The sequence below is a fragment of the Rothia sp. ZJ1223 genome (assembly GCF_016900985.1).
Taxonomy (GTDB): Bacteria; Actinomycetota; Actinomycetes; order Actinomycetales; family Micrococcaceae; genus Rothia.
Genome location: NZ_JAFEUT010000001.1, coordinates 236,435 through 248,717, shown reverse-complemented (window position 1 = coordinate 248,717; position 12,283 = coordinate 236,435). Strand labels below are relative to the sequence as shown.

Below are 12,283 nucleotides of genomic sequence, written 5' to 3'. Positions count from 1 at the left end.
ATTCTACATGGTCGAACAGAATATTTCCTCTCACCAGTCGCTGGTTAAACTTGCTGATATTGCGGTCACGACCCTCGATAAAGAGCGCAAGACCCTGTTGCAGGTTCCCTCGCTAATTATTAATGCGGGGGAGCGAGTAGTGCTGACGGGCGATTCCGGTAGCGGTAAATCTCTCATGCTCTCACTCTTGGCAGGAACCACTAGCCCGGCACTGGGCGTCACAGGTGCTATCACTCGAACCTATAATTGCTGCGGTTTTATTCCCCAGCGCGGTATCGAGGCTCTGCACCCGCTCAATAAAATCACTCGACAGCTACAGCAGGTTACCGGTCAGCCCAAAAACCGGGTTGAAGAAACTCTGCGTGCGGTGGGGCTTGACCCGCACCATGTAGGACGCCGCCGCCCAGCTGAGATTTCGGGCGGGCAGGCGCAGCGCGTGGCGATTGCTCTCGCAGTGCTTGCTGATGCTCAACTTATTGTTGCCGATGAACCCACCAGCGCCCTTGACCATGAGACCCGCGACCAGACACTCGACCTTCTGCTGTCGGTTATTTCCTCGCAGCAGACTCTGGTGTTGACCACCCATGACCCCGAGGTGGCGCAGCGTGTGGACGGGCGGCGCATTGAAGTTCATCGCGGTGTCATGACCTCAATGACTGCAGAAACAGGGGGAATAGCAGCGTGAACACTCTTGAAGTGACCGACGTTTCGGTCACCATGATCCAGGGACGCAGCGAGTTCACCGCACTTGCCCCCACTAGTTTGGTAGTTGCTCCGGGGGAAAGCCTAGCTGTCACCGGTCGTTCGGGTGCTGGCAAATCAACCTTGGCGAACGTTATTTTAGGTCTGGTAAAACCGGATTCTGGCACGGTTTCGGTGCAGGGTTCCCTGTGGGCAGACACGTCCACTTCACCCGAGCGTAGGCGGCGGCATCTGGTGCAAAGCGTGCCTCAGGACGCCCAAGCGTCGTTTGTGCCTCGTTGGACTATCAGACGCTCACTGGAACACGCCGCTCAGCGGCTTCGACCTGATGCCGATGCACAGGCCTTGATTAGCCAGGCAGTGGAGCAGGCGAACTTCGATGCGTCTTTGCTGGAACGGCGTCCGCATCAGATTTCTGGTGGGCAAGCGCAACGTGCCGCCATTGCCCGTGCGCTGGTGCCCGAACCGGTACTGATAGTGGCGGATGAACCTACCAGCGCTCTGGATACGACAACCTCTCACACCGTCATTGATTCGATTCTGCGGCTCACCCACGATGCCCAGACCTCTCTCTTGGTCGTTACCCACGACCCCTACTTTGCCTCCCGGTGTGATCATCTTCTGACTCTCACCAGCGCTCACCAGCACGCATAGGCATCTTCATACCTCTGATAGATATAAGGACACAACCCCATGAAACAGCGAAATAATCGCGCAATCTCTTTGGCAGCGCTTGCTTTTGCAGGTGTATTCGGTCTCACCGGTTGCTTCTCATCTACCGAAACCGGCAGTAAAAGCGGCGCTAACGGCGAGCGCATTTCTGTTGCCCATATGCAGCCCCCTCGCTCTGGCCTGACCCCTTTGAGCGATGATGCTTTTAAGCTTTCTCGTTGGTCAACGGCTGAAACCTTGGTGACTCTTGATGAGAACTCGAATGCGTTGGGTGCATTGGCAACTGAATGGGAGCAGACCGATGATTTGAACTGGCACTTCACCATTCGCGAGGGCGTAAAATTCCACAACGGTGAGAAACTCAACGCTGAGGCGGTTGTGAACTCTTTGCAGCGCGCTATTGATGCGACCCCTACCCCGCGTATTCTCAATGGTATTGAGATGACTGTGACCGCTGAGGGTGAGTACATCGTTCACATTAAGACCGGTGAACCTGACCCCTTGTTGCCCAACCGTCTTTCTAGCCCCCAGCTGGCTATTCTTGCCCCCTCAGCCTATAAAGACCAGACTGTTGATCCTGTGGGCACGGGCACCGGCCCCTACGTCATTAAGTCAGTAGATGGCGTCAGCGGTGCAACTCTGGATCGCTTTGACGATTACTGGGGCGAAAAGGCTCAGGCAGCCGGTATCGATGTGAAGTTCGTGCCCGATGGAACCGCTCGTGCGGCAGCCCTACGTACTGGGGACGCTGATATTGTTGAGTCAATTCCGGTGGGTCAGGCAGCATCAATTGATGCTGAGCGTCTCACTGAGGTTCCGATGCCCCGCACCAATACTCTCTACCTTAATACTGAGTCTGGTCCTTTCGCTGATCCCGCTGTTCGTGCGGCTGCCCGTGAGGCGATTAATCGTGCCCAAATTATTGCTTCAGCCTATGAAGATCACGCGGACGAAGCTGCCGGTCTGCTCGGCCCAGCATTGCCTTACGCCGCAGGTCAGCGTGATAACAATGAATACAAGCAGATCCTTGAAGGACGCAGCGAACCGGCACGGGGTGAGGGCATCAAGATTAGCTTGGGCACCTTCACCGACCGCACCGAACTGCCCGAGGTTGCAGTGCTGATTGAACAGCAGCTTGAAGCTGCCGGCTTCGTCGTTGAGCAGGACGTCCGTGAGTACCAGTACATCGAAGCGGACGCGCTCGAAGGTAAATTCGACGCTTTCATTCTCTCTCGCGCAACCGTTCTTGACTCCGGTGACCCCGTAGCCTACTTCGCCGCTGATTTCAGCTGTGAGGGCGGCTTCTCCATCTCGCAGCTGTGCGATGAAGGTGTAGATGCAGCTATTAAGAAGGCAACCGAAACCAAGCCCGGTGAAGAGCGCCAGAAAGCAATTGCACTTGCCGAAGCTAAAATTCTCTCTACCGACGCCGCTATTCCGCTTCTGCACGAGCGCGTCTTCCAGGGTGAATCAGAACGTGTTCGCGCTGCTGCTCGTGACCCCCGTGAACGTATGCTGGTCACTGCAGATACCCGCATCGACAAGTAGTCTTACAGACCGCTTCTTGCCCACCACTCACGCCTTTGCCTGCCCTGAAAGAACCTCGGGGCAGGCTTTCGGCTAGATTTCATGATGAGTGCCTACCACCTATCGAAAAGGTAAAAGGTTGTCAGCCACACCCACCGAACCCCGTACGTCCTTAGCGGCACAGCTCGCGCCGACCGGCAAAAAGCGATGGATACCCCGTAGCGCCCTCATCGCTTTAGCTTCACGGTTAGTTTGCGGTGTAGTGCTGCTCTTGGTTGCTGGTGCGCTACCCTGGATGTCCCGCATTGACCCGGCAGCTGCTATTTTGCGCGCCCGCTATGCAGAGCTTGAGCCATCACCCGAGGCGCTGGCTGCCGTGCGTGAACAGTTGGGACTTGACCGCGGTCCACTGGCTGTTAGCTTGACCTGGTGGAAAGAGGTGTTCCAAGGTAATTTGGGGCATTCGTGGGTGAGTGGCAGTGAGGTTGGCCCCGGTGCTTTTGGTGCTCTGGGTGTTTCTTTGACCCTGACAGTTTTTGCCCTGGTCGTTGCTTTTAGCACCCTGATTGCCCTTATCACTCCTGCGTCCTTGCGTGTGCTCAAAGGCCAGCCGCAGAAGGGTTCGGGCCCGGTAGGCGTTGCCTTAACCGCGATGCCTGAGTTTCTGCTAGCGAGCGCCCTGCTGGTGATTGTGGGCGTTCAGCTACAGTGGTTGCCACCTTACGGTTGGACGGGGCTTGATACTGCCATCTTGCCTGCTTTAGCTTTGGGGTTGCCCGCTGGGGGGCTCATGGGTCGTCTGATGGCAGATGCTATTTCAGGTGTCGCCGATGAACGATGGGTACAGGTCTGGCGTCTTGCCGGTGCTCGACCGGGAACAATTCTGTGCGGTGTTTATCGCAGGGCACTGACCTCGATTATTGACCAAGTAGGCTTGGTCTTCATCGGTTTGCTGGGGGGCGCTGTTGCTGTGGAGCAGGTTTTCGCTATTCCCGGTATTGGTCGCTATCTCTTGGGCGCTGCTAAGTCCCAGGATATTCCTGCGCTGCAGGCAGGTATTTTGCTTATTGCTTTGATTGCGGTGGGTTTGGGGGCTGCAACATCGGGTGCGCGTTTGTTGCTCTCGGGCGGACGTTTGCCAGCTGGTTCTTTGCAACCGCCTCCCGAAGCTAAACACAACCCGAAGGTCTCTATCATTACCGCCTGCGTCTCGGGTGGTTTGCTGGTGTTGATGCTGCTCTTCGGCTTGTTCCGCGATGCTTACAGCAGTAGTCACGAGCGTATTGAGGCGCCCTCATTAGGTCTGCCGTTTGGTGCTGATCCCAGCGGACGCGACGTGTTGGCTCGTGTTGCTAACGGCGCCCTCGAAACACTCATTCCGGCTTTTGTTATCGTTCTGCTGGCGATTATTATCGGCACGTTGCTTTCCTTCTTGGGTGAAGCTGTACGCGGACCCATTGAAATCGCTAACGCCACCCCGCCTATTCTTGCTGGCGTTATTATTGCGGCGCTGACTGGTCCTTCCATCTACGGTGCAACCGTGGCTGTGCTGTGGGTGACCTGGCCACCCCTAGCCAGCCACGCTGCCTCTCTGATCGAAGAAGCCAAAGCATCCGCGCATATTCGGTGGCTACCCCTGGTTGGTGCTAAACCCTTTGAGATCTGGCTCTTTCACATTGTTCCGGCGATGATTGGTCCGCTGCTGCGTCACGGGATGCTGCGACTGCCCGGCGTTGCCCTCTCGCTTGCTGCCCTCGGCTTTCTGGGTCTCGGCGCGCGTCCGCCCCGACCTGAATGGGGCTTGCTACTGTCAGAAGGTATCGACTACGTGGAGCGAGCACCCTGGGTTACCGCAGCCCCCGCTTCGGCTTTGATTCTCATTTCGGTGTTGGCAGTTGCCCTAGCAGGCGTGCGTAAACAGCGATAAAAAATCCGCCCCTTTCTCTGCGAGAGAGGGGCGGATCTTTTTTGTTTTCATTTTTTATTTTTGCTTACCGCTGACAGTCAGCAGGTGCTCACGCGGCAACCCGCGCGCCACCACATTTTCACCCACGTTGTTGTAGGCATTGCCGATGAGCACGGTACTGGTATTTTTCTCGTGTACCCAGAAACCCGTACCTTGACCGGGAGAATCGGGCAGACGATCAAAAGCCATACACCCAATAAGTTGGGTACCCGGCGCGTCCTGAGAAACGTGGAAGCCGTGCGCCTCACCGGCTTTAGCACTGCCAGAGAGATTCTCAGCCCAGCCATTAGAATCAGCCACGCAGTTCGTGAAACTGTTATTGCCCCACTTAATGACGAAACCGTGCCCGCCGTTATCTTGAGCGTCGCACTGGCTAAAAGTGTTGCGGGTGCCTTTAACGAAGAAGCCTGCACCGCTGGGGGAATCACCCTCAAGCTCAACGGGGCGTTTAGAGTACCAGACCTTCACCTGCGACCAAGAAGTGTTGGACGCGTAAACCTCCACCGTCGCTCGTTGGCCCATGCCGCGGTTGGCTGAGGAGAGGTCAATCATGGAGAACATGTTGTCAGCTCCACCGGTTACGCCCTCTTCACCGACCATGAGGGCTGCGTTGAGAAAACGGCGTCCGCGCACGCGCTCTACCGTCATGCCCTGGTCATCTTTGCCCTTGAGCACTATGCCCGTGTCGAGGTCCCAGAGCGTAAGCCCTGCGATGCGGTGGGCTGCATCGGGGTCAAGCGGGCTTTCTCCGTTGTAGGTGTTGTAGTAGATGCCAATGACGTTGGCGCGCGGTTCGATGTGTTCGTTGGGGTCAGCGCCGCCCTTGATACTGAGGTCAAACAGACCTGTCCGGTAGACAGGCTCAGCGTTGGCTGAGGTGGGCGAACCAATGCGGAAGACACCCGCCGGTTCATGCCAGTCACCCACGGGTAGAAATTGGGTTGCCTCGCCCATGCCCATGATGGTGACCTGATTACCCAGTTCAATGCCGCTGGCATCAACAGCATAAATACCTGGCGGAAAAATGAGAGTGCCGCCACCGGCTGCTGTCAGCTGACCGATCAGCTCATTGACCCTGGTGTTGATGGGCGTCACCGCGTCAGCGACCACACCGTGCTCGGTTGCCATGAGTAGGCGCGAGGCAATTTCCTGAAGGGGTGAGGGGGCGGACGTGCCCTGCCCCGTCTGCTCAGAGGCATGAGGTTCAGAGCCCTCAGCACTGCAGGCGCTCAAAGCGGTTGCCAGCATAGCTAAAGCACCGCCCCCTAAAAACTGCGAACGGGTCACCATATTTTCCCCTGACATGGTAAGAACAACACCGGCTATCAACCTTCCCTCTGAAGATAGCCGGTGACTAGATGTCCCTATGTTACTCGATGAATCTAGGAAAGGTTAGCTAAGAGGTTCTCTAGCCTGCGGAGAATCATCACACCATCAGCCGATAGACCATCGTGGTGGTGGGTGGGAGAACTCCACACCTGTGTATTGCCTACAAAATCAGCGGTTTTGAGGGAATGCTGATAGTCGACGTAGACATCCGGTTCATAGGCGGCAGCTACCAGTGGCACCTGGTTTTCAGCCAGCTGGGCGTGATCGTACAACCTGCCCCAGTCGCCCTTGCCCGCTAAAAGGTGGGCAAGATCGTGCAGGGGAGTCAGCGCAGGGTCTTCATCGAAATACCAGGGGAAAATATGTTCACCGGTGAAGAGTAATTGCTGGGCGTCAGGGGCAAATTCGGGTAACTCGCTGGCAACCCGTGCCGCTGACCAGTTGGTCGGTGCTGGGGAAGGGGAATCCTGCCCATCAGCGTAGATAGCCTCGTGCAACAGGGCGTAGACCGGCTGGGCGTAGAAACTCGTGATGTCGCCGGCTGCTCGCAGAAACTGCTCGGAAAGGTGGTCATCACCTTCCGCGAAAGCTGACTGTAGCGCATAGTGCAACCCGTGTACACGGGAGTTACCGCCCAGGTAACGACCAAACATCTGAAAACGATGCGGGGTCAGTCGTTCACCGGTGGGCAGAATTTCCGTGTGCTTGCGCAGGTGATCGGCAATGTGGGTGGCAAGTTCAGCATCCTGCGGGTACCACTCAAAAAATTCTTTATTGCGCTCAGCCATGCGTGCGTATGTGTGGCGATACACGTCATCAACGTGAGCGCGGATGGGTGCAAGACCCGCGGTCATACGGCAGTCTTTGAGGGATTCCGGTGCGAAACTGAGATAGCTGAGTGTCAAAAAGCCACCGAAGGACTGCCCCATCGTAGACCATCGCTGATCGTTGCGATCTTTGAGCAGAAAGTCCCGGACGACCTCAGCATCGGCAACGATTGAATCGGCGCGGAAAAGCTCGGCATACAGTGCCTGTGCCTGAGTGTCTCCTCGACCGGTAAGGGTTTTAACGCTCAACGGGCTTGAGTTGCCGGTGCCACGCTGGTCAAGCAGCACCAGGCGGTGGGTTTTGCTCAGCTCACCTACCCAGCCGCCGTCATTGAGCGGTTGCGGGCTTCCAAAACCCGGTCCACCCTGTAGATAGACCATGTAGGGGCGTTTTTCTGGCGGTAGTGCTAGGGTTTTGTCAGTATTGACGATTTCGCGGGCGAACACCGTGATAGTTTCGTGCGCCAGCGGATGCTCGGTTGCCGCGTCCTTATCTTTACCAAAAATCAGCCCGTGGGTCAGCGGCACGGTGAACCAGTGATCGGTGACTTCGTAGCCGACAAGAGTGTAGGACGCGCCGGGCAAGTGCGCGGGGGCGGGCAGGGTAGCGCCAGCAAGGTGAGGGGCAGTCATGGGGCTCCTAACAGATGAAAGTGTTAGAAACCACTCTACCGCCTGTGTGTTGGGCGGGGTGCTGATTATTTAATCGCGAGAGGGCAGTTCTGCATCAGTTGTTTGTTATGACAGTGGACCAAAGAAACTCATCAAACAACCCCGACGCCATACCCCTATTGCTAGAGCTGGGGGAAGGAAAATCTGAGACTGGAAAGCCACTGTTGCCATTTCAGCGCACTGCGGGTGGTGAAGCTCAGGCAGTCTTCGATGATGTTCAAGCGCTCTTAGCAACCTCTCTTTTGTTGAGTCGACAGGGATTTTGGCACATCGGTATCGGCAAAGGCGCAATTGATGAACCTACGTTCAAGAACGCCCGCGAAGGCAAGGGCGAGGCTTATATTAACGTTAGGGAAGCGGTTGAGCGTGCCAAGAAATCTTCGGGGCATGTTGCTTATGAGAGTGACGGTAAATACGCGGGGCTGATTGAAGCAAGCCTGCAACTTGTTCTTGGTTTAGAAGAAGAGCGTAGCGACTCCCGGCAAGAGGTGGGCGAACTCTATGAGGAGGGTATAACCCAAACCGCTATCGCTGAGCAGCTCGGCACTTACCAGTCTGCTGTCAGTAGATTACTCAAGCAGGGTAAATGGCAAGAAAGCCGCAGAATCATTAAAGAACTTGCGGGGCTTTTAGAGGAAGATCAGTAGATGTATATAGTACTGATGGTTTCATTGGCGCTACTCTTGGTCTTTCGCTGCTGTGGAACCGTTCGAATAATATCAACGGGTTTAAGAGCTGGATAATGATTGTGCTTCTGCTAGTAACCCTGTTTTTCTCAGCTTTAGTACCGTCTTTGAATGAAGTGGAGCTAGGGGCAGCTAGAACTTTGGCTGTTATGGTGGGCGCGCTGGGCGGTTCAGTCCCGGCTGCCCACTATGTGGGGTGCTGAAGGCAACTGCTGCAGAGAGCCCCGGTGGTGAAGAACGGGTGTGGGACGTGTAGGGTTTTTACAGCTCACAGCTGATTTTATAAAACCTCAACCTCAACCTCATCGTGAAGCGGACGGCGGCGGTAGGCTGATTGGAATTTTCGAACGTTTAGCTGTTGTTATGGCTCTTGTCACCAGTCAAACAAGCCTATTAGCAGTCATCGTAGCCATTAAAGGTTTAGCTCGGTACCCTGACATAGAATCTGGACACCTAGCAGCCGAAAAATTTATTGTCGGAACTTTCGCATCGCTTATATGGGCTGGATGTTGTGCGCTGATTGCGCTCAACGTCCGCTAAAAATTTGCACCAAGCGCGAGAGTGCAGATGCGCATCAAATTTCGGCGGGGAAATGATGTACATCCGTCCTCTCGCGGGGTTTAGAAAAAGTTAGCTACCCACACTCACGACCTTCACCACCGGCGAACCAGCCTTCTCGGAGGCGTCCAGGTCGATGTCGGCGGTGATTGCCCAGTCGTGGTTGTCCTCGGGGTCTGAGATGACCTGGCGTACCTTCCAGATGCCGGGGTGCTCGCTGACCTTATCGTCGATGGTGAGTAGGCGCGGGCTGCGCGCGTCCGCGTCCAAGAATACGTCATCGTACTCGTCGAAGTAATCGTCCATAGCATCTGCCCAGCGGTCAGCATCCCAGCCTGATTCGGCGTCCATCTCGCCCAGAACCTTATCGCGCTCATCAGCGAACAGTTCCACGCGGCGGAACATGGCGTTGCGTACCATCACCTTGAAAGCGCGGGAATTATCAAGAACGGACGGTGCCTTTTCAGCAACCAGCTCCTCCAAGGTTTCTTCCTTGGGCTGGTAATTCTTGCCCGATGCCAGCGCCTCCCACTCATCAACCAGTGAGGAGTCGGTCTGGCGAATAATTTCGCCCAGCCACTCGATGATATCGGTCAGCTCATCGGTGAGAGCTGAGAGAGGCACGGTCTGACGCAGTGCCTTGTACGCATCAGAGAGATAACGCAGCAAGATACCCTCGGAGCGATCCAGTGAATAATACTGCACGTATTCACCGAAGCCCATGGCGCGTTCGTACATATCGCGTACCACCGACTTGGGGGAGAGCTCGAACTCGCGTACCCATGCTGCAGACGATGAATACGTTTCAAATGCCTGTTCTAGCAGGTCTTCAAGGGGCTTGGTGTAGGTGATGTTGTCGAGCTCGTTCATACGCTCGTTGTACTCCATGCCTTCAGCCTTCATTTCTGCAAGAGCTTCAGACTTAGCTTTCTTCTCTTGCATCATGAGCACCTGGCGTGGTTTTTCAAGGGTTGCCTCGATCACAGATACCGCATCAAGTGCATAGCTGGGTGACTCGGGATCAAGCAGCGAGAGTGATGCCATCGCAAAGGGTGAGAGTGGCTGATTGAGGGCGAAGTTCTCCTGCAAATCAACGGTGAGGCGGACGCGCGCCCCAAACTCATCGGGTTCGGCTAAGCGTTCGATAACCCCTGCTGCCAACAGCTCCCGGTAAATGCCGAGGGCTTTGCGCACGAGCTGACGCTGTTTAGCTGGCGGCTCGTGGTTGTTTTGCAAGAACAGTCGCGCAGCTTCAAAGGGGTCGCCCTGGCGCTGCAAGATATTGAGCAACATGGAGTGGGTAACGTTGAAAGATGACGTCAGTGGTTCGGGGCTGGCTTCTACCAACTGGTCGAAGGTTTTTTCGCTCCATGCCACAAAGCCCTGGGGAGGTTTCTTTTTCTTGCCGCGCAAAGACTGCGCCATTTTCTTCTCATCGCCCGCGAATTTGGTGCGTGCCTTTTCTTCGAGGCGGGCATTTTCGATATCGTGCTCGGGTGCCTGTACCACCACCGTGCCTGCGGTATCGAAACCGGCGCGTCCGGCGCGTCCTGCAATCTGGTGGAACTCGCGGGCTTTGAGGCGGCGGGTACGGTTGCCGTCAAACTTAGATAAAGCGGTAATGAGCACGGTGCGAATAGGCACGTTAATACCTACACCCAGGGTGTCGGTACCGCAGATAACCTTGAGTAGCCCAGCCTGCGCCAGCTGCTCGACCAAGCGGCGGTACTTGGGCAACATACCGGCATGGTGGACGCCAATACCATTTTTGACCAGGCGTTGTAGGGTTTTGCCGAAGCCCGGCATGAATCTGAAATCTGCCAGCAAGTCATTGATGCGCTCTTTATCTTCTTTGGACGCAATAGAGATACTGAGCAGGGCAGTGGCGGCGTCAATTGCCTGCAACTGGCTGAAATGCACAATGTAAATAGGAGTCTGCCGGGTAGAGACCAGCTCCTCGACTGTTTCTTGCACGGTGTCGGTGGAGTAGTAGTAGTGCAGGGGAATCGGGCGCGTGGTGGAGGTAACCAGGGCGGTGGGGCGTCCGGTAAGCTCGGTCATTTCACGTTCGAAACGACTGGTATCACCGAGGGTCGCGCTCATCAGCAGAAACTGTGCCTGCGGCAAATCAAGCAGTGGCGCTTGCCACGCCCAACCGCGCTGGGGGTCTGAGTAGAAGTGGAACTCGTCCATGACAACCTGGCACACATCGGCGTCTTTGCCTTCGCGCAAGACCACGTTTGCCAGAATTTCGGCGGTGCAACAGATAATCGGTGCATCGGCGTTAATGGAGGAGTCACCGGTAACCATGCCAACATTCTCCGCACCAAAAATCGCCACTAAATCAAAGAACTTCTCAGAGACCAGAGCCTTGATGGGGGCAGTGTAGTAAGAGCGCTGGCCCGTAGCTAACCCGGTGAAGTGCGCCGCAACAGCAACGGTGGATTTACCCGAACCGGTGGGGGTCGCCAGGATGACGTTATTACCTTGGGCGATTTCGAGTACAGCTTCATCCTGGGCAGGGTAGAGCTCCATGCCGCGAGTGGCAATCCACTCTAGAAAGTTTTCGTAGATTTCATCGCCACTGAGTGGGTTCGACGCGAAGTCCCCGCGAAAATAGTGGTTTTCGTTTTTTGCCAGTTTGGGTGAGAGGTACTCAAGAATATTCATGATGTTACCTACTGTACCGCCCACAATGCCTCAACCTTTGACCGTTGAGACGCTATCAGCCGCTCATTTCGCTCTAAACTAAGAAATCGACACTTTCCACGCCGTTACAAAGGGAGCTACAACCATGGAATACCCCCGTATCACCCCTTTTCAGACCCACCACCGGGTGGTTTATCAGAACCCTGCCGATGAATCGCTGACAGCCGACCAGTACGCGCAGGCGCTAGCTTACAGTCTCCAGCAGGATCAGCCGGGCACTCGCATCCTGGTGATTGACGCGCAAGCCACCGCGTCCACTGATGAAGATTTCATTGACGCCCTGCCCCTGAACGATGCCGAGAAAACAGAGTTACGGCAGCTGGTTGCCCTAGATGAACGTGAAGCAGAGGAATCTCAAACGCAGGGGATAGACGCGCGGGAACAGGAGAGCCTGGCACAGCGCCTGAACCTTGCTCGCGCCTATGCTCAAGATACCGATGTGTTGATTCTCAGCGAACCCCTTACCCATGTATCACCCGAAGACGAGGCAGCTATTTACTCTCTGCTTGAAAAACGGATCAAAAAGCACCCCCTGCTTTCTGCCAAACAGAAAATATTTATCGTTAGTTCCAACGCCGAGGTACAAGAACGCATCAGGCGCGACCGCAATGCCGCGCAATAAAGGGAACGATCGA

At 55.6% G+C, this 12,283-nt stretch carries 10 protein-coding genes; 7 read left to right on the top strand and 3 right to left on the bottom strand.

Features of this window, described 5'->3' with window-relative positions:
* Nucleotides 1-7 precede the first annotated feature (7 nt).
* The 4 genes from JTP09_RS01120 (at nucleotide 8) to JTP09_RS01105 (ending at nucleotide 4,828) form a co-directional block, all read left to right on the top strand.
* Nucleotides 8-685 carry an ATP-binding cassette domain-containing protein gene (locus JTP09_RS01120; protein ID WP_204876118.1) on the top strand — a complete coding sequence of 226 codons (678 nt, stop codon included), beginning with the start codon at nucleotides 8-10 and terminating at the stop codon, nucleotides 683-685.
* Entirely contained in the window at nucleotides 682-1,356 is a 675-nt protein-coding gene (locus tag JTP09_RS01115) for an ATP-binding cassette domain-containing protein (RefSeq protein ID WP_240333884.1), read from the top strand. The genes JTP09_RS01120 and JTP09_RS01115 overlap by 4 nt, the downstream gene beginning before the upstream one ends.
* Nucleotides 1,357-1,395: 39 nt before the next feature.
* Nucleotides 1,396-2,922 (top strand): ABC transporter substrate-binding protein, encoded by a 1,527-nt coding sequence (locus JTP09_RS01110; protein ID WP_204876115.1) that lies wholly within the window; start codon nucleotides 1,396-1,398, stop codon nucleotides 2,920-2,922.
* 118 nt (nucleotides 2,923-3,040) lie between these two features.
* Nucleotides 3,041-4,828 (top strand): ABC transporter permease subunit, encoded by a 1,788-nt coding sequence (locus tag JTP09_RS01105; RefSeq protein ID WP_239478541.1) that lies wholly within the window; start codon nucleotides 3,041-3,043, stop codon nucleotides 4,826-4,828.
* Nucleotides 4,829-4,882: 54 nt separating this feature from the next.
* On the opposite strand, the gene JTP09_RS01100 is transcribed toward JTP09_RS01105, so the two are convergent.
* Nucleotides 4,883-6,157, bottom strand: a complete 1,275-nt coding sequence (locus JTP09_RS01100) for a hypothetical protein (protein WP_204876114.1) — start codon at nucleotides 6,155-6,157, stop codon at nucleotides 4,883-4,885.
* 92 nt (nucleotides 6,158-6,249) lie between these two features.
* On the bottom strand, nucleotides 6,250-7,656 hold the full coding sequence (locus tag JTP09_RS01095) for an alpha/beta fold hydrolase (RefSeq protein WP_204876113.1): 1,407 nt from the start codon (nucleotides 7,654-7,656) through the stop codon (nucleotides 6,250-6,252).
* Between the two features lie 107 nt (nucleotides 7,657-7,763).
* Between JTP09_RS01095 and JTP09_RS01090 the strand changes: the two genes are divergently transcribed.
* Together JTP09_RS01090 and JTP09_RS01085 are read left to right on the top strand one after the other, a co-directional pair.
* The gene (locus JTP09_RS01090) at nucleotides 7,764-8,342 is read left to right on the top strand and encodes a hypothetical protein (RefSeq protein ID WP_204876108.1); all 579 of its coding nucleotides are present in this window, start codon (nucleotides 7,764-7,766) and stop codon (nucleotides 8,340-8,342) included.
* Nucleotides 8,343-8,624: 282 nt separating this feature from the next.
* Nucleotides 8,625-8,921 (top strand): hypothetical protein, encoded by a 297-nt coding sequence (locus JTP09_RS01085; protein ID WP_204876105.1) that lies wholly within the window; start codon nucleotides 8,625-8,627, stop codon nucleotides 8,919-8,921.
* Nucleotides 8,922-9,011: 90 nt separating this feature from the next.
* On the opposite strand, the gene JTP09_RS01080 is transcribed toward JTP09_RS01085, so the two are convergent.
* A complete protein-coding gene (locus JTP09_RS01080; protein ID WP_204876608.1) occupies nucleotides 9,012-11,609 on the bottom strand; it encodes an RNA helicase in 2,598 nt (865 codons plus the stop codon).
* Between the two features lie 124 nt (nucleotides 11,610-11,733).
* Between JTP09_RS01080 and JTP09_RS01075 the strand changes: the two genes are divergently transcribed.
* Entirely contained in the window at nucleotides 11,734-12,270 is a 537-nt protein-coding gene (locus JTP09_RS01075; protein WP_204876103.1) for a hypothetical protein, read from the top strand.
* Nucleotides 12,271-12,283 lie beyond the last annotated feature (13 nt).